This window comes from Dactylosporangium fulvum, from assembly GCF_025137375.1.
Classification (GTDB): Bacteria; Actinomycetota; Actinomycetes; order Mycobacteriales; family Micromonosporaceae; genus Dactylosporangium; species Dactylosporangium fulvum.
In genome coordinates this window covers 7,060,310-7,082,544 of sequence record NZ_CP073720.1, presented here as the reverse complement: position 1 = coordinate 7,082,544, position 22,235 = coordinate 7,060,310, and the positions used below count along the sequence as shown (strand labels likewise).

At 70.5% G+C, this 22,235-nt stretch carries 19 protein-coding genes; 14 read left to right on the top strand and 5 right to left on the bottom strand.

From position 1 onward, the window contains the following. Window positions 1–121: 121 nt before the first annotated feature. From Dfulv_RS32615 to Dfulv_RS32600, 4 genes are read left to right on the top strand one after another with little or no spacing between them, the layout of a single operon-like run. Complete coding sequence (locus Dfulv_RS32615; RefSeq protein ID WP_259857647.1) at window positions 122–1,462, top strand: hypothetical protein; 1,341 nt, start codon at window positions 122–124, stop codon at window positions 1,460–1,462. Between the two features lie 24 nt (window positions 1,463–1,486). Further along, complete coding sequence (locus Dfulv_RS32610; protein WP_259857646.1) at window positions 1,487–2,368, top strand: HpcH/HpaI aldolase/citrate lyase family protein; 882 nt, start codon at window positions 1,487–1,489, stop codon at window positions 2,366–2,368. Then, window positions 2,365–3,600, top strand: coding sequence for an aminotransferase class I/II-fold pyridoxal phosphate-dependent enzyme (locus tag Dfulv_RS32605; protein ID WP_259857645.1), 1,236 nt, complete (start codon window positions 2,365–2,367; stop codon window positions 3,598–3,600). Before Dfulv_RS32610 ends, Dfulv_RS32605 begins: the two co-directional genes overlap by 4 nt. Further along, a complete protein-coding gene (locus tag Dfulv_RS32600; RefSeq protein WP_259857644.1) occupies window positions 3,590–4,156 on the top strand; it encodes a MaoC family dehydratase in 567 nt (188 codons plus the stop codon). The genes Dfulv_RS32605 and Dfulv_RS32600 overlap by 11 nt, the downstream gene beginning before the upstream one ends. An 8-nt stretch (window positions 4,157–4,164) precedes the next feature. On the opposite strand, the gene Dfulv_RS32595 is transcribed toward Dfulv_RS32600, so the two are convergent. The 3 genes from Dfulv_RS32595 to Dfulv_RS32585 are packed head-to-tail and all read right to left on the bottom strand — an operon-like array spanning window position 4,165 to window position 8,014. Continuing rightward, a complete protein-coding gene (locus tag Dfulv_RS32595; RefSeq protein ID WP_259857643.1) occupies window positions 4,165–5,658 on the bottom strand; it encodes an AMP-binding protein in 1,494 nt (497 codons plus the stop codon). After that, complete coding sequence (locus Dfulv_RS32590) at window positions 5,655–6,500, bottom strand: enoyl-CoA hydratase (RefSeq protein ID WP_259857642.1); 846 nt, start codon at window positions 6,498–6,500, stop codon at window positions 5,655–5,657. The genes Dfulv_RS32595 and Dfulv_RS32590 overlap by 4 nt, the downstream gene beginning before the upstream one ends. Further along, a complete protein-coding gene (locus tag Dfulv_RS32585) occupies window positions 6,500–8,014 on the bottom strand; it encodes a carboxylesterase/lipase family protein (protein ID WP_259857641.1) in 1,515 nt (504 codons plus the stop codon). The genes Dfulv_RS32590 and Dfulv_RS32585 overlap by 1 nt, the downstream gene beginning before the upstream one ends. A 159-nt stretch (window positions 8,015–8,173) precedes the next feature. Between Dfulv_RS32585 and Dfulv_RS32580 the strand changes: the two genes are divergently transcribed. Further along, window positions 8,174–8,767, top strand: a complete 594-nt coding sequence (locus tag Dfulv_RS32580) for a QsdR family transcriptional regulator (RefSeq protein WP_259857640.1) — start codon at window positions 8,174–8,176, stop codon at window positions 8,765–8,767. A gap of 122 nt (window positions 8,768–8,889) precedes the next feature. On the opposite strand, the gene Dfulv_RS32575 is transcribed toward Dfulv_RS32580, so the two are convergent. Beyond that, window positions 8,890–9,213 (bottom strand): MarR family winged helix-turn-helix transcriptional regulator, encoded by a 324-nt coding sequence (locus Dfulv_RS32575; protein WP_259857639.1) that lies wholly within the window; start codon window positions 9,211–9,213, stop codon window positions 8,890–8,892. A gap of 71 nt (window positions 9,214–9,284) precedes the next feature. Here Dfulv_RS32575 and Dfulv_RS32570 point away from each other — a divergent pair, with 71 nt between their 5' ends. From Dfulv_RS32570 to Dfulv_RS32535, 8 genes are all read left to right on the top strand, one after another. Beyond that, window positions 9,285–11,312, top strand: a complete 2,028-nt coding sequence (locus Dfulv_RS32570; RefSeq protein ID WP_259857638.1) for a dipeptide ABC transporter ATP-binding protein — start codon at window positions 9,285–9,287, stop codon at window positions 11,310–11,312. Between the two features lie 381 nt (window positions 11,313–11,693). Then, window positions 11,694–13,238: an APC family permease gene (locus tag Dfulv_RS32565; RefSeq protein ID WP_259857637.1), complete on the top strand. Its 1,545-nt coding sequence runs from the start codon at window positions 11,694–11,696 to the stop codon at window positions 13,236–13,238. Between the two features lie 110 nt (window positions 13,239–13,348). Then, complete coding sequence (locus Dfulv_RS32560; RefSeq protein WP_259857636.1) at window positions 13,349–14,152, top strand: lysophospholipase; 804 nt, start codon at window positions 13,349–13,351, stop codon at window positions 14,150–14,152. Window positions 14,153–14,155: 3 nt separating this feature from the next. Then, window positions 14,156–15,289 carry an LLM class flavin-dependent oxidoreductase gene (locus tag Dfulv_RS32555; RefSeq protein ID WP_259857635.1) on the top strand — a complete coding sequence of 378 codons (1,134 nt, stop codon included), beginning with the start codon at window positions 14,156–14,158 and terminating at the stop codon, window positions 15,287–15,289. Further along, window positions 15,286–16,488 (top strand): acyl-CoA dehydrogenase family protein, encoded by a 1,203-nt coding sequence (locus Dfulv_RS32550; RefSeq protein WP_259857634.1) that lies wholly within the window; start codon window positions 15,286–15,288, stop codon window positions 16,486–16,488. The genes Dfulv_RS32555 and Dfulv_RS32550 overlap by 4 nt, the downstream gene beginning before the upstream one ends. A 37-nt stretch (window positions 16,489–16,525) precedes the next feature. Next, window positions 16,526–17,725 carry a GNAT family N-acetyltransferase gene (locus Dfulv_RS32545; RefSeq protein ID WP_259857633.1) on the top strand — a complete coding sequence of 400 codons (1,200 nt, stop codon included), beginning with the start codon at window positions 16,526–16,528 and terminating at the stop codon, window positions 17,723–17,725. An 8-nt stretch (window positions 17,726–17,733) separates the two neighbouring features. Beyond that, window positions 17,734–19,131, top strand: a complete 1,398-nt coding sequence (locus tag Dfulv_RS32540; RefSeq protein WP_259857632.1) for an LLM class flavin-dependent oxidoreductase — start codon at window positions 17,734–17,736, stop codon at window positions 19,129–19,131. Beyond that, on the top strand, window positions 19,128–20,426 hold the full coding sequence (locus Dfulv_RS32535; RefSeq protein ID WP_259857631.1) for an NtaA/DmoA family FMN-dependent monooxygenase: 1,299 nt from the start codon (window positions 19,128–19,130) through the stop codon (window positions 20,424–20,426). Before Dfulv_RS32540 ends, Dfulv_RS32535 begins: the two co-directional genes overlap by 4 nt. Window positions 20,427–20,429: 3 nt before the next feature. Here Dfulv_RS32535 and Dfulv_RS32530 read toward each other — a convergent pair whose 3' ends face one another. Beyond that, the gene (locus Dfulv_RS32530) at window positions 20,430–20,975 is read right to left on the bottom strand and encodes an OsmC family protein (protein ID WP_259857630.1); all 546 of its coding nucleotides are present in this window, start codon (window positions 20,973–20,975) and stop codon (window positions 20,430–20,432) included. Window positions 20,976–21,034: 59 nt separating this feature from the next. On the opposite strand from Dfulv_RS32530, the gene Dfulv_RS32525 reads away from it, so the two are divergent. After that, window positions 21,035–22,153: a helix-turn-helix domain-containing protein gene (locus tag Dfulv_RS32525; RefSeq protein ID WP_259857629.1), complete on the top strand. Its 1,119-nt coding sequence runs from the start codon at window positions 21,035–21,037 to the stop codon at window positions 22,151–22,153. The last annotated feature ends 82 nt before the right edge of the window (window positions 22,154–22,235 follow it).

Sequence of the window (22,235 nt, the reverse complement as noted above, 5' to 3'; positions counted from 1 at the left end):
GCCGTCCACCGGCTCGACAGCGACTCGATAGCGGGCGGATAGCTGGACTCGGCACCGTGACCTGCGTCGGGGTCGCGGCGTCGCCGCGATCCGGCCGGTTCGTGGAACAGGGGGCAGCACCATGGACGATGTCACCAGGACGTACCTGCAACAGTGCCGCGCTGGTGACTCCGGGCTGATCGGCGCGGCGGCCGCTGCCCGGCAACGGTTGCCGGAGCGCTTCGCCCTGCGCTGGGGCGAGTGGATGCTGCCCCGGCCGTTGTTCATCGAAGCGGCCGAGATGTTCGGCTTCGCGGACGACCTGGCGGCGCTGTTCCACCTGATGGTGTCGATGCCGGATCGGCTCTTCGCCGGCGACCTCGGCGGCTACTGCGCCGCTGTGGGGATCGACGCCCGGCGGGCGGCCCTGCTGAGCCGGCTGGACGGCCCGCCACCGCTCTACGGCCGCGCCGATGCCTACCACGACGGCACCGGGCTGAGGGTGCTGGAATACAACATCGGCAGCGAACTCGGCGGGATCGACACCGCGGCACTCGCGGCGGCATGGCTCGACGTGGACGCCTTCACCGGCTTCGCCGAGCGGCACCGGCTGGCGTACGAGGACACGGGCCGCCATCTCGCGCAGACGCTGCGGTCCGCGGCGGCCGAGTTGACCGGTGGGGCCGACCCGGTGGTCGCGCTGATCGAGCCGGACAACGGCATGAACGACTATCTGGCCGCGAGCCTGTCCTTCCAGGACATGCTGTGCGGGTTCGGCCTGGAGACGTTGCTCGGTGAGGTCAGCCAGCTGACCGAACGCAAGGGCCGGCTGCACCTGCACGGCCGGCCGGTCGACGTGGTGCTGCGCTATTTCACCGAGGACGAGGTGATCGCCGATCCGGACGGGGAACAGGCGATCGAGCCCGTCATCCGCGCACACCAGGACGGGCGGGTCCTGCTGTGGACCACGCTGAACAGCAAGCTCTACGCGAGCAAGGGATGTCTCGCGCTGCTGGGTGATCCCCGGTGTCGCACTGCGCTCACGGTTGCCGAGCGTGAACTGGTCGATCGGGTGCTGCCGTGGACACGAACGCTGGCCGACGGGCCGGCAGAGGTCGGCGCGGAAACCGTTGATCTGATCGACCACTGCATGCAGGCCCGCAGCGACCTGATTCTCAAGCCCAGCCTGGGCCACAGCGGTGCCGGGATCATCGCCGGGTGGCGCGTCAGCGACACGGTGTGGAAGGAAGCGCTGACCGACCTCGTCGGCAGTGGGTACGTCGTCCAGCAGCGGGTGTCACCGCGCCCGGAGACGATGATCGACCCCGACACCGGACAACCCGAGGTGTGGCACACGACCTGGAGCTCGTTCGTCATGCCGGACGGTTTCGCGGGCACGTCCGCACGGACGCTGATGTTGGACAACGATTCGCAGCTGCGCAGGGTCACCCCGGTTTTTCACCACCCGGCCGCGCTGCTGTGAGCCGTCGCCCCGATTGGAGTCGTGATGAAGTACACCCGGTACTGCCGTTCATTGCTGTCCACGCCCGCTTCGGCGGTTGACCGTTACGAGGCCGGGCTGCGGTCGGGCGCGGACATCTGCCTCGTGGACCTGGAGGATTCGATTCCGCCGGATGAGAAGGCGAATGCCCGGACCCTGGCCGAGGGCTTCTTCACCACGTCCCGTGCGGTGCCGGTGCGCCGCGCCGTCCGTGTCAACGCCATCACCGTGTCCGACGGCCTGAGGGACCTGCTGGCCGTACAGGCGTACCGGGTGAGCCCGGACATCGTCGTGCTGCCGATGGTCGAGTCGCCGCGCGACATCGAGATCGCGGCACGGATCCTCGCCCGCAGCTGTCCCGACGTGGAGCTCATCGCGATCGTCGAGACCCCGCGCGGGTTGACGAACCTCGACCTGATCGCGACGGCGTCGCCGAGGCTGCGGGCGCTGAGCTTCGGCGCCGCCGACTACGCGTTCGCGGCGGGCGCCCGGCTCTCCTGGGAGACGCTGGTGTCGGCGCGGTCACTGGTGGTCAACAGCGCGCGAGCCGCCGGCATCGAGGTGATCGACGCACCCACGTTCGAGGTCGCGGACATCGCGACGCTGCGGGACGAGGCGACGCGGTCACGGGCGCTCGGGTTCAGCGGCAAGGTCGCGATCCATCCCCGGCAGGTCCCGGTCATCAACGAGATGTACTCACCGGACGCCGGCACGCTGGAGCATGCCAGACGGGTGGTGGCGGCCGGATCGGAAGGCGGCCGGCGGATCGCGGTCGTCGACGGCGCGATGGTCGGCACGCCGTTCTTCGAGGCATCGCAGCAACTCATCGACGAGTTCGACACCGCCGGTGGGCCGGCGATGTCGACGCCAACAAGGAGAGGCACATGAGCACCGATGTCAACGCCCCGCCGAACTTCGTCGGCCCGCGCCGGTACCGCAACGGCGAGAAGATGCTCCGCGTGTCCGACCCGGTCTGGCAGGCAGCCGCCGACAACGGGCTGATCGGCCTCCGCGTCGCCGGCACCTCCAACAATCGGCTGGTCGTGAGCGAGACAGGGCACGAGTTCGTCAGCCTGTGCTCCAGTGCCTACCTCGGGCTGAACTTCCACCCGAAGGTGGTGGCCGGTGCCGTCGAAAGCCTGCGCCAGACGGGCACGACAGGATTGATGGTGTCCAACACCCGCATCCGGCACGAGGTGCTCGGCCGGCTGGAGGACGAGCTGGCCGAGTTGTTCAGGGCTCGGGTGCTCACCGGGGTGTCGTGCACCGCGTTGACGTTCGGCATCCTGCCGCTGCTGGCGTCCGGCCACCTGGCCCCCGGGGGACCTCGAGTCATGGTGTTCGACCGGTTCGCGCACCTTTCGATGGCGTACGTCAAGCCGATCGTGGCCGACGAGACCACAGTGCTCACCTCGCCCCACAACGACCTCGACTTCCTGGAGGACGTCTGCCGCAAGTACCCGAGTGTGGCGTACGTGGCCGACGGCGCCTACTCGATGGGCGGCGCGGCCGCCCTGGAGGGCCTGCGTGAGCTGCAGGACCGGTATGGCCTCTTCCTCTACCTGGACGACTCCCACTCGCTGTCCATCACCGGCGAGCACGGCGAGGGCTTCGTACGGTCACGAATGGACCTGAATCCGCTGACCATCGTCGTGTCCACGCTGCACAAGGGGTTCGGTGCCAACGGAGGCATCGCGATGCTCGGCCGGCCCGAGTGGTTCGACTTCATGCAACGACACGCCGGTCCCGTGGGATGGTCGCAGAACATGGAGGTCCCCGACGTCGGTGCCGCCCTGGCCAGTGCCGAGATCCACCGCTCACCGGAGCTGGGCGAGCTGCAGCGCCGCCTCCAAGCCAACATCGACTACTTCGACCGCCGTCTGCCCACGTCGTTCGCGGGCAACGGCCTGCCGGTGCGGGTGATCCGCATCGGTGACGCCGACCGTGCCGTCGCGGCCTCGGCTGAGCTGTTCCGGCGGGGGTTCTACAGCTCGGCGGTGTTCTTCCCGATCGTGCCGCACGGCGAGGCGGGACTCCGGGTGATGATCCGCGCCGACATCGGCGAGGAACAGCTCGGCCGGTTCATCGACAACGTCAAGGAGCTGACCGATGCGGACTGATGCCCGTGCGGACGACGCCCCCGCCGACGCCCCCGCGGCCATCAGCGGATATCGGACCGTGGGCGTGCAGCGGTACCGCGAAACGGTCGGGTTCTTCTACGACGACCTGACCGTCGGCGACGTGTTCGAGCATCGGCCGGGGCGGACCATCACCGAGATGGACAACGTGCTCATCAGCATGCTCGGCATGAACGCGGCACCACTGCACATCGACGCCGCATACGCGGAGCAGACGCGCTGGGGAAAGCCGATCGTGTCGAGCCTGGTCACGCTCGCCGTCGTCGGCGGCATGTCCGCGCGCAGCACCAGCGGCCTCGCGGTGGCCAATCTCGGCGTGGACCACATACGGCTGACGATGCCGGTGTTCGCGGGAGACACGCTCTACGCGACCAGTGAGATCCTGGGCAAGCGGCTCTCCAGGAGCCATCCCGGGCACGGCATCGTCACCTGCCGCACCGTCGGAACGAAGTCGACCGGCGAGGAAGTGCTCAGCCTCGAGCGCACGTTTCTCCTGCCGACGCGGGATGCCGGCCTGCCCGGACAGGTTCCGTACTGAACCGTTCGTCAGGCCGGCTGTGCCGGGCGTCCGCCGGACAGGCGCCGCAGCTCCTGGTCGCGGAGGGCGGAGCGGCGCACCTTGCCGGCGTCGTCGCGCACGGGTGCGTCGGTGTACCGGAACGACCGCGGAATCTTGTAGCGCACCAACCGGTCGGCCAGGAACCCGCGCAGCTCGTCGTCGGTGACGGCGGACCCGGCCTGGACCACGGCGTGCACACGCTGTCCGAGGTCGTCGTCGGGCAGCCCGATGACGGCGCAGCTGACGACGGCCGGGTGGGCCAGAAGTGCTGCCTCCACCTCGGCGGGATACACGTTGGATCCCCCGGTGATGATCAGGTCGGTGCGGCGGTCGGCGAGGTAGAGGTAGCCGTCGGCGTCCAGCCGGCCCAGGTCTCCGACCGACTCCCAGCCGTCGCGGCTGCGGGGTTCGGCGCCGATGTACCGGTACGTGGACGGCATGCCCTCACCGGTGCGCGTGAAGAGCTCGCCGACCTGACCCGGCGGTACCGCTGCGCCGTCCGCATCCAGGATGCGCAGCTCGCCGCGGATCGGCCGGCCCACCGAGCCGCGGTGGCGTAGCCACTCGTCGCCGTCGAGCAAGGTGATGAGCTGGCCCTCGGTGGTGGCGTACATCTCCTTCACGTTGGCGGCGCCGACCAGGGAGAACCAGACCTCCTTGAGCCAGGGCGGACAGGGTGCGGCGCCGTGGAACACCTGGCGCAGCGAGCTGAGGTCGTAGCGGCCGGGGGCGGCCTCGATCTCCCGCCAGATCCGCACCATCATGGTCGGGACGAGGCCGACCCAGTCGACGCGGTGCCGTTCGATCGCCGTGAGCGCGGCGACGGGGTCGAACCTCGGCAGCACGACCAGGTGCTGGCCCGCGAAGAGTCCGTACATCGAGAAGTTGAACGGCGCGTTGTGATACAGCGGGCCGGGGACGAGTTGGACGCCGTGGTCGTGCTGCCCGAGCAGGTCGGCGATCTCGGTGGGCACGATCGCGCCGGGCAGCTCGGACACGATGAGCTTCGGCCGGCCGGTGCTGCCGCCCGAGGTCGGCGCCTTCCACGCCGGCGGCACCCGGTCCGGCTCGATCGGGGCGTCGCTCAGGCCGGGGTCCGGTCGGTATCCGGCGGGGACGGTGGGGCGGTCGCCGTGGCTGCCGGGTGTGACCCCGACAATGAGCGACGGGTCGGCGAGCTCGACGATGGCGCTGCGCTCCCGGCCGGGCAACTGCGGTGACACGAGCTGGGGAATCGCCCCGAGCTTCCACAGGGCGAAGGTCGCGGCGTAGAACTCCACGCCGTTGGGCAGCGCCGTGGTGACGAAGTCGCCGGGGCGCACGCCCAGCGACTCGTACGCCCGGGCCAGCCGGTTCGCCCGTGATTCGAGCTCGGACCTGGTCACGGTCTCGTCCCCGCAGGTCACGATGGGGTGGTCCGGCTCGGCCGCGGCCAGGTTGGTGAGGATGCGGCCGAGCGGGACGGTGGTCGTGGCCGTCACGACGGGCCCGCCGTCCCGCGCGACCGCACACGGTCGAACAGCGCGGGTGCCACGACCGTGCCGTGGACCTGCATGTTGTGGCTGTGGGCGAGCTGGTGCAGGCCGAACGCGGTCTGGATCGCCTGCGGCCGGCCCTGGGCGTCCTGTGCGGCGTTGACGGACAGCTTCGCGAGTTTCAGCGCGAACAGCGGCTGGGCGGCGATCTGTTCGGCCAGTGCCAATGTCGTGCTCGTCAGTTCCTCCCGGGGCACGACGCGGTTGACCATGCCGATCCGCTCGGCGTCGCGGGCCGACAGCGCGCCGCCGGTGAAGAGCAGTTCCTTGGCCTTGCGGACGCCGAACTCCCAGGGGTGGTTGAAGAACTCGACGCCGTTGGCGCCGCCCTCGACGACGTTGTCGAGAAACTCCGCGTCCTCGCTGGCGATGATGAGGTCGCAGGGCCAGACCAGCATCAGGCCGCCGGCGACGACCTTGCCGTGGACCTCGGCGATGGTGGGCTTGGGGATGTTGCGCCACCGTTCGGAGAAGCCGAGGTAGATCTCCTCCTCGCGGGCCATCAGCCCCTCGGCGCCCGGGCCGTGGAAGCGCGACGAGGTGCCGACCGTGCGGTGGCGGTCGAGCGCGCCGAACGGGTCGTCCTCGCGCAGGTCGTGCCCGGCGGAGAAGTGCGGGCCGTCGGCGGCGAGCACGATCACCGAGATCTCGTCGTCGTGAGCCGCCCGGTCGAACGCGTCGTTGAGCGCGTAGAGCAGGTCGGTGTCCTGCGCGTTGCGCCGCTCGGGCCGGGTGAGCGTGATCCGCCCGACCTTCGGGATCGGTACCTCGTAGCGGATGAGTGCCATCAGCGGTGTCCCTCCCACAGTCGCAGTTCCGCGCCGTCGGGGTCGATGAGGACGTCGACGGCCCCGTTCCCGTCGATGCGGCCGGTCGCGCGGACGTCCGGGTCGTACGGCGCCCAGCCGGGGTCGCCGCCGGCGACGAAGCGGACCCATGCGGCGTGCGTCGCGTCCGCCACCTGCTGCGGTGGGTTGGGGCCGATCAGCTTCGTCAGGTCAGGCGCGGTGATCGTGTCGAACACGAACGGGAACTCGACGCCGTGCGCCGCGCCGAAGCGCCCGTCGTAGCTCGGTGAGCGCCAGTCGAAGCGGTACATCCAGGTGGCGGCGGCCGCGCCGGCGCGGGCTTCGGCCACCCTTACCGCCGGCACGCGGAAGAACCAGTCGGTCACGATCGCGGCGAGCAGGTCCCCAGGGCCGGCGTCCGGCCGGGCGGCACGGTAGGCGGCGACGGTGGGCCCGGGCGGCGGGCCGTAGCCCGCGGTCGCCGCGTGCAGCGCCGCCTCGTCGATGAGGTCGATGGAGTCCGAGGCGACCAGCATGAGCCTGGCCTCCTCCAGGTTGGAGCCGATGAGCAGCGGCACATCGCCGCTCGCCCCGCCGCGGATCGCGTCGAGCGGATGCCGGGGCAGGACGTCGCCGTCGACGACCGGCGCGAACGGGAGCAGACTCTGCACCAGCGCGCCCCACTTCGCGGGGTCGCCGGCGGTCTGCACCTCGTTGAGCAGCGCACGGGAGGCGACCACGATCTTGTCCGGGTCGAGCCCGGCGAAGGCCTCGCGGGTGGGCGCGATGTCCAGCGCCTCGGCGAGGTGCTTCGCCACCAGCAGCGCGGTCTGCGGTGCGAGGGTGTTCGCCGCGGCGCCGCTCTGGGCGATCGCGCGCTGGAACAGCCCGGCCGCGCGGGGCACGGCCAACAGCGCGACGACGCTCATCGCGCCGGCCGACTCGCCGCCGATCGTGACCTGGGCCGGGTCGCCGCCGAACGCGGCGATGTTGTCCTGGACCCACCGCAGCGCCGCGATCTGGTCGAGCAGGCCGAGGTTCGCCATCTCAGGGCCGGTGTAGAGGAAGCCCTCGGCGCCGAGGCGGTAGTTCACGGACACGAGCACGACGCCGTTGCGGGCGAAGGCGGTGCCGTCGTACGCCGCCACGGCGTTGGAGCCGTTGGTGAACGCTCCGCCGTGGAACCAGACGAACACCGGCAGGCCGGACGCGCCGGGGTCCGGCGTCCACACGTTGAGGTTGAGGCATTCGTCGCCGGGAATGATCGGTTCCGGGAAGAGGCCGACGTACTGCGGGATGTAGTCGGCCCGGGTCGCGGTCGGTCCGTAGTCGAGGGCGTCCCGGACGCCGTCCCATGGGGCCGGTGGCTGTGGCGGGAGCATGCGGCGCGGGCCGAACGGCGCCGCCGCGAACGGCACACCGAGAAAGGCTGTGACGCCTCCGGAGCGGCGGCCGCGGAGCGTGCCCTGCGCCACCCTGACGGCGGTGGCGTCTGGTTGCAACGAAGTGGCCATAGCGTTTCTCCTTTGAAACATTCAAGCCGGGGTGTTGCATCAGCGTGTCGCCGGGACTTCCTGCATGTCAAGAGCAACGTAGTCGTCCAGAATTCTCATTTGTGCAACACAACAGGCCGCATGTTGCACGCGGGTGTCGCGCCGGGTAACGTGCGGTCCGTGCCCAGCCGCACCCCGTTGCAGATCCAGTTGGCGGACGGCGATCGACGACCGACGGCCCTGGACGCGTTCCGCCTCGCCCGCGCCGACTTCCTCGCCGGCCGGCGGCTCGACATCCAGGCGCTGGCCCAGCGGCTCGGCGTCAATCGCGTCACGCTGCACCGCTGGGTCGGCACCCGGGAACAGTTGCTCGTCGAGGTCATCTGGTCGCTGACCGAGCAGACGCTCGAGGAGGAGTGGGTGCGGCTGCGGTCGCGGCCCGGCCCGCGTGTGCCGGAGCTGGTCGGCCGGTTCCTGCACGCCTGCTGGAGCCAGCCCGGCGCCCGCCGGCATCTCGAACAGGACAACGACATGATGATGCGGCTGCTCACCCTCACGACGCACGGCTTCCAGCCCAGACTGATCGCCCTGCTGCGGGGGAAGCTCGCCGACGACATCGCGACCGGCCGGATCACCACACCGCTGCCGCTGGATGAGCTCGCCTATGCGACGCTGCGCATCGCCGAGTCCTTCCACTACCGCCCGACGATCACCGGCGAACCCGCCGACCCTGACGGCGCCACCCGGGTGCTCGGCGCGCTCCTGCGCCCGTAGCCGGGAAACCCTCACGCCGCCGGATCGACGGCGAGCTCACCGCCTGTCGCGGCGGCGGCACTTTTGCCGTCCGGCCGTCCTGCGCGGCAACGCGCATCGGCTCAAAGCCCTGGCCGATCGGCTCACCTCTCCAGCGAGCGCAGGTGCGCCAGGATCTTCTCGCTCGCGTGTGTGAACGCTTCGAGCTCTTCCGGCGTCAGCGCCTGCACAATGGCCTCGCGGATGTGCCGGCCGCGCGCCGGCCGCGCGGCGAGGATGGCGGCGCGGCCGTCGGGCTCCAGTTCGACGGTGATGCCTCGCGGCTTGTCGTCGGTCTGGCGGCGACGGATCATGCCACGTGCCTCCAGGCGGTCCAGGTGCCGGTGGAGCCGAGGCTTGTCGAAGTCGATGCGGGCCGCGAGTTCATAGGCTCGAAGCTGCTCCGGCTCGGCGTTCAGGATCGACACGAGGACCCGGAAGTCCGCCTCGGACAGTCGGGACGCGCTCGATCGCCGCACGGCCGGTCGGGAGGTCTGACGTGACCCACCTGCTCTCGATCGACGGCCTGACGGTCCAGGCCTCGACGCGGCACGACCGGGTGAGCCTCGTCGAGGATGTCAGCCTGCAGATCCGGTCAGGCGAGACGTTGTGCCTGATCGGTGAGTCCGGTAGTGGCAAGACAGTCACTGCCAAGGCGATCATGCGACTGACCGACTTCGAGGGTCTGGAGATCACCGCTGGCGAGATCACGCTCGATGGCCAGAACATCACCCGACTGCACCGGCGCGATCTGCAGCGGATTCGCGGGCGGAAGGTGGCGATGGTGTTCCAGGAGCCACTGGCGGCATTCGATCCGCTGTTCTCCATAGGTTCTCAGCTCACCGAGGTCGTCGCCGCTCACGACGGCGAGCGTCTCGATCGCCGGCAGCGGTGGGAACACGTGACCCGCCTGCTCGAACGCGTCGGCATCCCGGACCCGCAACTGCGCATGAAGCAATTGCCGAGTGAACTCTCCGGGGGGACACTGCAGCGGGCGATGATCGCAATGGCGCTGGCCGGCGGCCCGGACCTACTGATCGCGGACGAGCCGACCACCGCGCTCGACACCACCGTCCAGGCGCAGGTGCTGCACCTGCTGAAGAGCCTTCAGGCGGAGTTCGGGATGTCGATCCTGCTCATCACCCACGACATGGGCATCGCGGCGCAGCTCGCCGACCGCATTGCGGTGATGTACGCGGGCCGCGTCGTCGAGCACTCGGACACCGTCGGCCTGTTTCGCGCCCCACAGCACCCGTACACCGCCGCGCTGCTCCGGTCGGTCACGAGCCTGGACAGCAACCGGAACACGCCCCTGCTCGCCATCGACGGCTCGACTCCGAGCCCGCTCGCGCCACCCTCCGGATGCCGCTTCCACCCGCGTTGCCCGGTCGCAACGGATGAGTGCCGGACCGCAGTCCCGCCGCTGCGCGACCTCGGCGGCCGATCGGTCGCCTGCTGGCACACACAGCAACTTGTCGCCATGCTTCGGCGCGACGGTGACGCCCCCGACCGAGTGGCCACCACGAGCCGCGCCGCGAGGCCGTCCGAGGCGCTCATCGAAGTGCGGGAGCTCACCAGGACCTATTCCCGAGCAGGCAGGCCCGTCCACGCCGTCGACGGTGTCACCCTCCAGATCCGCCGCGGGGAGACCCTCGGCCTGGTGGGCGAGTCCGGCAGCGGCAAATCGACGCTGGGACGACTGATCACGCGCCTGGAGAGTCCGGACGCAGGGCGGATCCTCTATGCCGGACAGGACCTGACCGCCCTGCGAGAGCGGGAACTGAAGGCAGTCCGCAGGCACCTCCAGACCGTCTTCCAGGATCCGTACGGATCGATGAACCCGCGCTGGCGGGTCGGTGAAATCGTCAGCGAGCCGCTGGCCATTCATACCCCGGCAACCCGCAGGCAGCGCCGGACCCGGGCCGGCGAACTCCTGGAGACCGTGGGCTTGCCCGCGGCGTGGATCGACCGTTTCCCGCACCAGTTGTCCGGGGGCCAGCGGCAGCGGGTCGGCCTCGCGAGAGCGATCGCGCTCGACCCGGCCTTCATCGTCGCCGACGAGGCTGTCTCAGCCCTCGACGTCTCCGTCCAGGCCCAGATCGTGAACCTGATGCAGAACCTGCAACGGCAACTCGGGCTTACCTACCTGTTCATCGCCCACGGCCTGCATACCGTGCGACACATCTCCGATCGCGTCGCCGTCATGTACTTCGGCCGGATCGTCGAGCTCGCGGCGGCCGAGGAACTGTTCGCGCATCCCGCGCACCATTACACAAGACAGTTGATCGCCGCGACCCCGTGGCCCGATCCCGAACGACAGGCGGCCGCGAGCCCGGCCGTCGCCGCTGTGGGCCGCACCGCGCCGCCGGATTCCACCGTCAAGGGCTGCCGGTTCGCCCCGCTCTGCCCAGCGGTCTCGGGCCGGTGCTCAACAGAACGACCCGAACTCGCGCCGACCGCCGAAGGGCATCTCGTCGCGTGCCACCACCCACTCCACCGCGCCGTTGGCCTGAGCCTGCGACGTTGACCGCCCAATCGGACCGAACGGGGCGGCACGTCGGCTACCGTCAGCCACCGTGTTCGTCACCAGGTGATCTCGGTCGCTAATCCCTAGTAAGCCTATAGGTTTACCTGTTATTGTCGCGTCGTGTTCCAGGCAGCCCACCGCCTCGTCAGCCGGCTTTACCTCGACCTGTGTCGCCATGCCGGCTCCCGGGGTCGCTGTTCCTCCTGAGCCCCGTCTCACAGCGCGTCTCCGCGCGTCGCGGCCACGACGCCGAGGAGACCGCCTGCCCCGATCGCGTCCCGCAGTGCCGGTACGACGGCGGCCGCGTCCGCCCGTCACCACTCCCTCCGGTCGGTACACCGCCGTGCCTTCCTCCCGCACCGCGCTGAAAGGTCTCCCACCGTGGCCACAAACGAATCAACATTGGTCGGCGACGTCCAGTCGCCCAGCGCCAGCGACAGCGGTGAGCTTCCGACCGGCGCCGTCTCCGGCCTGGGCGTCTTCGGTCAAGGCCTGGCGGCCGCCGCTCCGAGTGTCGCGATCGCGAGCGTTCCCGGCTCGCTGTTCCTGGTCGCCGGCAAGGGCGCCTTCTGGGCGGCGATCATCGGCGGAGCCCTCGTCTACCTCATCGCCGCTCTGATCGCGTTCCAGGCCCGGCGGACGGTCTCGTCCGGCTCGCTGGGCACGTACGCCGGCAACGGCCTCGGTCCGGTGGCCGCGTTCGTCACCGGCTGGGCCCTGATCCTCGGGTACATCGGCTTCGCGGCCGCCGGCGTGCTCGGGGCCGTGTTGTACTTCAACTCGTTCCTCCAGGAGATCGGCCTGCACACCGACCACGTGGCGGTCAAGGTGCTCCTGCTGGTCATCGCCTCGGCGGCGGCGTTCTACATCCCGTTCCGCGGCGTCAGCGTGTCGGTCAAGCTGGGGCTCGGATTCGAGATCGTGTCGCTGGTGGCGATCTTCGTCATCCTGATCGCCGCCTACATCCAATACGGGCCGCATCTCGATGCCGAGCAGTTCAGCCTGCACCACCTGGGCGCCAGCACCACCCTCATCGCCGCGGTCACCGCCGTCGGATCGTACGCCGGCTTCGAGAGCATCGCCTCCCTCGGGCACGAGGCGCGCGACGCCCACCGCAACGTTCCCCGGGCGATCCTGCGACTGGTCATCATCCTGTCCGCTCTCTACCTGGTCGCCACGTATCCGGAGATCCTCGGCTTCCAGGGCCCGAGGAAGCTCGACGCCGACAGCACGCCGCTGCCGGTCGTGGCGGAGAACGCGGGCGTCCACTGGGTCACCTACGCCGTCACGCTCTCGCTCGGCACGGCGATGATCGTGTTCTCGGCCGCCGTGATCAACTCCGGCGCGCGCAGCCTCTTCACGCTGGCCCGCGAGCACGCCCTGCCCCGTTCGCTCGGCCGGGTCCACGCCGCCTTCCGCACACCGCACGTCGCGATCACGTTCGTCAGCGTCGTCGGATTTGTCATCGGCCTGATCGGAACGGTGAACTCGGTCGGCCGGTTCCAGTGGGACGTCTACGTCGGCATCGTCTCCAGCTACGCATACCTGTTCGCCTACCTACTGGTCGCCATCGCGACGCCGCTGTGGCTGCGCAAGATCAAGGCACTGACGCCGGGAGCCGTCGTGGTGGCGGTACTCGCGGCACTCGGCATCCTCTACGTGATCTACAAGAACCTCGTCCCGGTCCCGGCCGGCGCCTACCGGTACCTGCCGTACGTATTCCTCGCACTGCTGCTGGTCGGCCTGCTCCGCTTCCTGCACCTGCGGGCCACCCGGCCGCAGGTCGCCGCCCGGGTGGGCTCCATACAGACGCTGTCGGACGCCGAGCAGGAGCGACTCGCCGAGCTCGGCCTTCTCGACGCCGTGACCGGCGGCCATCGCGCCGACCGCGCGGTGGACGACCTCGGCAGCGGCTCCTCGCGCTGACCCCCGGACGGGCGCGGCGCGACCGTGCCGCGCCCGCCGGCCCGCGACCACCCCGGCCAACAGGCCACCTGGCACTGAACCACCGATCCACCGAGTTCGAGGACCACGACATGCCGTTCTTCACCAGCTCCGACACACGCCTCTACTACCGCGCATGGGAGGTGGACCGGCCGGTTGCCGCGTTCGTCTTCCTGCACGGCGGCGGGGAACACTCCGGTCAGTTCAGCCGGCTCGCCTCGCGCCTCAACGCCGCCGGTATCGACGTCCACGCCATCGACCACCGAGGCCACGGCATCTCCGACGGGGAGCGCGGGGTGGTCCGATCGCTCGACGTGCTCGCACGGGACGCGTCCACCCTGGTCGACCTCGTCCGCGAGCGCCGGCCCGGGCTGCCGCTCGTGATCGGCGGCCACTCGCTGGGCGGCTGGGTCACGGCCGCGGTCATCACCGGCGATCCGGCGCCCTTCGCGGGCGCGGTGCTCACCGGGGCCAGCCTGCGCGGGCGTACGGCGCTCGACGGGCCGCCGCCGGGGGAGAGCTTCACGTTCGACACGTCGGTGCTGGCCGCCGACCCGGACTATCTCGAGGAGCTCACCAAGGATCCCCTTGTCCAGCTGGTGCTTCCCGAGCCCGAGGTCACCGCGGCGGCCCTCGCCGGTGCGGCGGACGAACTCGCCACGACCTTCGTCAACGTGACGCTGCCCGTGCTGTTCGTCAACGGCACCAGGGACGCGCTGGCCTCGATCGAGGACGCGCGGCACTGGCACGGCACGCTCGCGAACGCCCGCCTGGTGGAGATCCCCGACGGCCTGCACAACGTGCTCAACGACGTCGACCACGTGCGGGCCATCGACGCGGTGCGCGACTTCGTTCTCGATGTCACCGCCGCGCGCCCGGCCGTGGCGGGTGCTTGAGCCATGCCGATCCATCTGCACTGGTACCTGCCCACCAACGGCGACAACCGCGACATCGTCGGCTCCGGCGACGGCTCGCAGAAGACGCTGGCCGCCGTGCGCTCCGGATTCCGGCCACCGTCGATCGAATACCTCGGCGGCATCGCGCGAGCCGCCGAACAGCTCGGCTTCGAAGCGGTCCTCACCCCGACGGGCACGTGGTGCGAGGACGCCTGGATCACCACTGCGGCGCTGGCCGGTGTCACCACCCGGCTGAAATTCCTGGTCGCGTTCCGCCCCGGCCTCATCTCACCGACCCTGGCCGCCCACCAGGCGGCGACCTTCCAGCGGATCTCGGGCGGGCGGCTGTTGCTCAACGTCGTCACCGGCGGCGACTCCGCGGAACAGCGCCGCTTCGGCGACCATCTGGATCATGACCAGCGGTATGCCCGGACCGAGGAGTTCCTCACCGTCCTGCGCGGCGTGAGCGACGCCGCCGAGCCGTTCGACTTCCACGGCGCGCACTTCGACATCGAGCAGGCCTCGATCCCGTTCGCGCCGTACGCCCCGCCGGCGATCTTCTTCGGCGGTGCCAGCCCGGCGGCGGAAGCGGTGGCGGCGCGGACGGTCGACACCTATCTCGCCTGGGGTGAGACACCCGCACAGATCGCGGAGCGGCTCGCCCGCATGCGCAAGCTCGCCGAGGAGGCCGGGCGGACGCTGTCGTTCGGCATCCGCTTCCACGTGCTCAGCCGCGACACCTCGGCGCAGGCGTGGGCCGAGGCGGACCGGTTGCTGGAGCGGATCGACAGCTCACGCATCGAGCAGACCCAGCGGACCCTGGCGGCCAGCGAGTCCGTCGGCCAGCGGCGGATGCTCGCGCTGCACGGCGGCGACCGGCGCAACCTCGAGATCTACCCCAATGTCTGGGCCGGCTACGGCCTGGTCCGCGGCGGGGCCGGCACGGCGATCGTCGGCAGCCACGAGGAGGTCGCCGATCGGATCGCCGAATACCACGACCTCGGCATCGACCACTTCATCCTCTCCGGGCAGCCGCATCTGGAGGAGGCCTACTACTTCGCTGAGGGCGCCGCCGCCGAGCTTCGCAGCCGCGGCCTGGTCGCCCCTCACCCCAACCGGAATGGAGCAGCAGCATGACCAAGCCCACGATCGCGAGCTCGACCTCACCGCTGTTCGTGAAGGCCGAACCCTCGGCGTACTTCAGCGACGAGGACTACCAACGCTTCCACGACCGCGCCGCGGGCTACGACCGGGAGAACCGGTTCTTCGCCGAGGACTTCGAGGACCTGCGTGCGCGGGGGTATCTGCGGGCGGCCGTCCCGGCCGAGCTCGGCGGCGGCGGGCTCAGCCTCACCGCCGTGTCGCGCGAGCAGCGGCGGCTGGCCTACTGGGCGCCGGCGACCGCGCTCGCGGTCAACATGCACCTGTACTGGACCGGTCCGGCCACGGCGCTGACCGGCACGGGGGTCGAGGACCTGGGCTGGCTGCTGCGCGCCGTCGCGGACGGCCAGGTGCTGGCCGCCGGGCACGGCGAGCGGGGCAACGACCTGGGCCTCGACGACTCCGTCACCGCGGCGGTCCCGCAGCCCGACGGGTCCTACGTGGTGACCGGCCGCAAGACGTTCACCTCGCTCTCCCCGGTGTGGGACAAGCTCGGCATCCACGCGCGTGACGACTCCGATCCCGAGCACCCGCGCATCGTGCACCTGTTCGTCGATCGCGACGCGGCCGGCGTCTCGACCGAGAAGACCTGGGACGCGCTCGGGGTCCGGGCCACCGCCAGCGACGACACGCTGCTCGACGGCGTCCGCGTCCCGGCCGACCAGGTCGTCGGGGTGCATGAGATCGGGCAGGCCTACCCGCCGTACGTCGCCGGGATCTTCCAGTGGTACCTGCCGCTGGTCGCCAACGTGTACTTCGGGATCGCCCGCCGGGCGCTGGACCTCGCCGAGCTGACGGCACAGGACCGCAAGTCGCTGGCCCTGCCGGGCAAGACGCACGCCGACAAGCCGGCCGTCCAGCGGCAGCTGGCCCAGGGCGAGATCCTGCTGGACGCCGTGTGGTCACTGCTGGAGCGGGCCACCGCCGACCTCGACGCCGGGGTCGACCACGGCGACTGGTGGACCTCGCGGCTGTTCGCCGTCAAGGAGTTCGCCGTCACCACCGCCCGCCAGGTGGTGGACATCGCCGTCCAGGTCGTGGGCGCCGCGTCGGTGAGCCGGACGAACGAGCTCGAGCGGCTCTACCGCGACGTGCGCACCGGGAGCCTGCACCCGCCGAACACCGACGTCGTCCTCGACGTCATCGGCCGCACCGCGGTTCACCGGCTCCCGTGATCCCGGCCGTCCGCGCTTGCCGAGAGGAAGACGACTCATGAGCATCGAGGTCAGGCCGCTGACCACCCCGGACGAGGTCAACGCCGGATTCCGGGTCTTTCTGCGGGCGATGATCGGACTGCCGTTGCGTGACCTCGACGCCACGGAAGTGACCGAACCCGGCCGTTACCTCGGCGCGCTGGACGGCGACGAGATCGTCGGCAGCGCCGATTCGTACACCAGCTGGCTGGTCGTCCCGGGCGGCGCCCGGGTCCCGCACGCCGCCGTCACCCACGTCGGTGTCCTGCCGACGCACCGGCGCCGGGGCATCGTCAGCGAGCTCATCGCCCGGCAGTTGCGGGACGTCGCGGCCGGCGGCGAGTTCGTCGCCTCGCTGTGCGCCTCGGAGGCCGTCATCTACGAGCGCTTCGGCTACGGCGTCGCCACCTCGGCCCACTCCGCCCGGGTCAGCGTGAAGCGGGCGACGCTGCGCGCGGAGGTCCCGCCGGGCGGCTCCGTGCGGCTGGTCGACCGGTCGGTCACGTCGGAACTGCTCGACGGCATCTACGCGCAGGCGGCCTGGACCGGCGCCATCCGCCGGCCCGACGGCTGGTGGCGGCTCCAGCAGGTGCTGCGCGAGGCCGACCCGGTGACCCACTACGTGGTCGTGCACAGCACGGACGGCACCGACGACGGATACGTGATCTACCGCCCGGAGAACATCGGCGGCTGGTTCACCAGCCCCGAGAAGACCGTGACGGTCACGGACTTCGTGGCGCTGACCGACAGCGCCCGGGCGGGCCTGTGGCGTCACCTGTTCTCGCTCGACCTGGTGGACGTCGTGGCCTTCGACTCGCTGGCACTGGACGATGCGCTGCCGCTCGCAGTCGTCGACCGCCGATCGGTCACCTTGGGCTCTCCGCACGACGAGACGTGGCTGCGGCTGGTCGACGTCGAGGCGGCGCTTCGGGCACGCAGCTTCGGGGACGAGGACGCCGTCGTGCTCGGCGTGCGGGACGCGCTGCTGCCCACCAACGACGGCAACTACGAGATCGGCCCGAAGCTGGTGTCGCGCACCAGCGCCGCGCCCGATCTGACCGTCGACGTGGCCACCTTGGCCGCTGCCTATCTCGGTGGCACCAGGTGGCGCCGCCTGGCCGCGGCCGGCCGGGTCGCCGTCCACTCGCCGGAGGCGGTACGCCGCATCGACGCGCTCTTCGCGGTCGACTCGCAGCCGTTCGCCGGCACCGTTTTCTAGGAGCTGCCATGAAACGTGACTCGTTGATCCTCTCGGCGTTCACCATGTCGACGGTGTCGCACGGGAATGCCGGCCTCTGGCGTCATCCGGACGACCGGACCGCCGACTACACCACCCTGTCGTACTGGGTCGATCTGGCGCGGCGGCTTGAGGCCGGCGGCTTCGATCTGCTGTTCATCGCCGACGCCGTGGGACAGCTGGACGTCTACGGCGGCAACGCCCGGGCGGCGCTGGCGCATGGTGTGCAGACGCCGGTGACCGACCCGTTGCTGGCGGTCTCGGCGATGGCGGCGGCGACCGAGCGCCTCGGCTTCGGGGTCACCGTCTCGACGACCTACGAGCAGCCGTATCTGCTGGCGCGCAAGTTCAGCACCCTCGACCACCTCACCGGCGGCCGCATCGGGTGGAACATCGTCACCTCGCTGCTGGACAGCGCGGCGCGCAACATCATCGCCCGCGACCGGCAGATCAGCCACGACGAGCGGTATGCGATCGCGCAGGAGTTCCTCGAGGTCACCTACAAGCTCTGGGAAGGGTCGTGGGAGGACGGGGCCGTGCTGCGCGACCGGGTGGGTGGCATCTTCACCGATCCGGACAAGGTGCACGACATCGGCCACGCCGGCCGGTACTTCTCGGTCCCCGGCGCCCATCTCGTCGAGCCGTCACCGCAGCGCACGCCCCTGCTGCTCCAGGCCGGCACCTCGCCGGCGGGGAGGGCCTTCGCCGCCCGCAACGCCGAACTGGTCTTCCTCGCCGACCCCCGCCCGGAGGTGCTGCGGCGCAACATCGCCGACATCCGAAGCCAGGCGGCCGCGTTCGGCCGCCGGCCCGAGCACATCAAGTTCATCACGTCGGTGACCGTCGTCGTCGACAGCACCGACCGTGCCGCCCAGGCGAAGGCGAGCGACCTACGCCGGTACCGCGACGCCCGCGGCAGCGTGGTGCTGCTCTCTGCGCTCAGCGGCGTCGACTGGTCCGAACACGACCTCGACCGGCCGATCGAGCAGTTCGAGACCGACGCCAGCCGCTCCGTCCTGGCAGCCGTCGACGACCCCGAGGTCCGGCGGCGGCTCACCCTGCGTGACTACGTCGACGGGCTCAGCGGCTTCGGTGACGAGGCCCTGGTGGGCAGCGCGACAACCGTTGCGGACGCGTTGGAGGCGTACGCCGCGACGACCGGCCTGGACGGCTTCAACTTCGTCTACCTCATCACGCCGGGCAGCTTTGACGACCTGGCCGAGCACCTGATCCCCGAGCTGCGCCGCCGCGGCCGGACCCGCGAGGACGCCGGCACCCGCACGATCCGCGAGGCGATCTTCGCCGGCGGTCCGCGGCTTCCCGACGACCACCCGGGCGCGGGATTCCGCCGGCTGCCCGCGACCACTACCTCAGGAGCATCCCGATGACCCGTCAACTGCACCTCCTGGTGCTCGGCAATCCGAGGTTCGGCAGCTCGTGGCGCTATCCCGGCGTCGTCAACGGACCCGCTGCCGTGCTCGAGTCGGTGATCGAGACGGCCAAGACCGCCGAGCGCGGGACGTTCGACGCCATCTTCTTCGCCGACGCGTTGAACTACGGGCCCGAAGCCGCCTGGCCGCACAAGGCGACCGAGGACTTCGAGCCGTTCACCACCACGGCCGCGCTGTCGCGGGAGACCGAGCGGCTGGGGCTGGTCGTCACCGGCTCGGCGACGTTCCAGGCGCCGTTCCACCTGGCGCGTCAACTGATCTCGCTGGACCACCTCAGCGGCGGTCGAGCCGGCTGGAACGTGGTGACCAGCTTCGCCGAGGCGGCGGCCGCCAACTTCGGGGACGGCGGCGTGGTCGCCCACGACGAGCGGTACCGCGTCGCGGCCGAGACGCTGGACGTCGTCCAGAAGCTCTGGGACTCCTGGGGCCCGGACACGGTGGTGGAGGACCGCGCGGCCGGGGTGTACAACGATCGCCGGAAGATCCGCGTGCCCGACCACAAAGGGGAGTTCTTCGCCGTCAAGGGTCCCCTCGGTGCCGCCCCCTCACGGCAGGGCCACCCGGTGATCTTTCAGGCCGGATCGTCGGCGGCGGGACGGGCCTTCGCCGCTCGCCATGCGGAAGTCATCTTCACCGGGCAGGGCGACTTCGAGCGTGGGCGCGCCTTCGTGGAGCAGGTTCATCAGCAGGCGAGCTCGTTCGGCAGGCAGACGCCGCCGCTGGTGACCCCGTCCCTCGGATTCATCGTGGGCTCCACCGAGCAGGAGGCGAAGGCCACGGAGCGAACGATCTTCGAGCACTTCATCCCCGAATACCAGATCGGGTGGCTGCAGGAGGTCGACATCGATCTGACCGGCGCGGACCTGGACGGACCGGTGCCGCTGTCGGCCTTCGCGGCGTCGACGGAGACCCATCAGACGGCGCTCGCCGGTTATCGGGCGCTGGCCACCGAGGGCAACCCGACGGTGCGTGAGTTCCTGTTCCGCACGGTAACGGCCTTCGGGGCTCGCGTCGTCGGCTCGCCGGAGCGGATCGCCGACGAGATCGAGCGCTGGTACACCGGCCGGGCCGCCGACGGTTTCATCCTCGCGCCGTCGGGCCTGCCGGGGCAGCTCGACGCGTTTGTGGACCATGTCGTGCCGATCCTGCGCGGCCGGGGCCTGTTCCGGCACGAGTACCGCGGCGACACGCTCCGCGAGCACCTTGGAGTGCCGAGGCCACCGACTCGCTGATGGTCAGGCCAGCTCGACGATGGTGATGACCGGGGTCTCGCGGTTGATGGTCTGCGCCACCGGCGAGCCGGCCAGGGCGCGGTCCCAGATGTCGCGCAGCGTGTCGTCGTCCGCCTCGCCGGACATGGTGGCGCGCAGGTCGATGCCGCGATACCCCGGATTGCCGGCCGACTCGATGCCCGCCCACCGCAGGACGTTGTCGAACGTGCCGGACACGTGCACGACCAGCGAGGTGAGCCGGACGTTCTGCACCGTGGCGTGCATGACGACGCCGGCGATGAGGCACCCGGCGATCGAGGCGAGCAGGTGCTCGTGCGGTGTCGGGGCGGTGTCGTCGGCCGCGATGTCACCGGGCTGGTCGAACGGGATCTCGTGACCGCGGACGGTCGCCTTGCTCTTGAACCCGGTCAACCAGGTCGCCTCGACGTCCCACGGCCCGCTGAATTCGCGCACGCGGCGGGCGTCGCTGAGCTGTTCCATGATCAGCGCACGGTTCTCCGCGCGGATCCCGTTGACGTCGCGTCCCAGGGCCGGCTGGCGAGCTGTCATGCCGGCAAGGCTACTGTGCACCTGTTAGCCGATTGGGAACAGAAGGTTTCAGGTGCGGCGTGAGGCTTCCGGCGGGTGGCGAGGACGGCGGTAGCGTCGCCCTGTTCGGCATCCCACAGCTCGACCAGCTCCTGCACGGGCTTTTCTGGGGTGAGAACGTCTTCTGGGCCCTCGATGACGACGACGCCGGCATGGCCCGGTTCGCCGAGGGCGTGCTCAGGTGCATCGCCCGCGTGTCGTCCTTCACCCGCCGCATCGTCGTCGACGTGGAGCCGCGCCGGTGGACGGCGCCGGACGGCTTCGAGTTCTACCCGGCCGGCGCGGGTCTGCATGACCTTGTCGCGGACTTGAAGTCCGCGGCGGGCGTGGTGCTGGCCGTCAATCTGCGCGCGTTCGCCCGGGACGACGATGATCGGGCGGCGGCCTGGGCGACGGCGCAGCTGGGCCACTTCGCGCTCCAGCACGGCGTGGTGACGCACTGGTTCGATGCCGCGGCGGACCAGACGTCGGGTGTGCAGACGCTGGCCCAGTGCGTGATCGAGGCCCGGGCCGGTCATCTGCGCATCGAGCGGGCGGACGGACGGCGCTCCCAGGTCAGGGGCGCCATGCTGCCCTACCGGCTGGGGGAGGAGGGCCTGACGGTCGACGCCACGAGCGCGGCGTCGCTGCTCGGCCGCGGCCTGCGTTCGATCCGCCACCAGCGCGGCTGGACCCAGGCCCACCTCGCCGAGCTGGTCGGGGTGTCGGCAAGCGCCATCTCGCAGGCCGAGCGGGGCCAGCACGCGCTGTCCCTGGAAACGGTGCTCGACCTCTCCGACAAGCTCGGGATGTCGGTGGACCACCTGCTACGCGGTCAGCCACCCTCGTACGAGCTGGCCAGGGCTGACGGGATCGCGTGGTCCCGGACGGGGGGCACGCCGTACCTGATCGACAGTGAGGCGCTGGGCCTGCGGATGAGCGTCGTCCGGATCCCGCCACGTGGCTCCGCCGCGCCGGCGTTCCGGACCGACAAGGCGCAGGTTCTGCTCGTCGCCGTCGGCCTGGTCCAGGTGGTGCTGCCGGCGGCGCGGCCCATCCTCCGGCAGGGCGATGCGTTGACCGTGCACCGGGCAGGCGTGAGCAGCTGCCGCAACCTGGGCGACGACGAGGCGATCGTGTTCTGGCAGGAGCATGACTGACCCGGCGGGGACTTCAGTTCTGCTTTAGTTCTTCTCGGAATGACCGAGATCTCAAGAGGTTGACTTAAGTTTGATCGCCGTG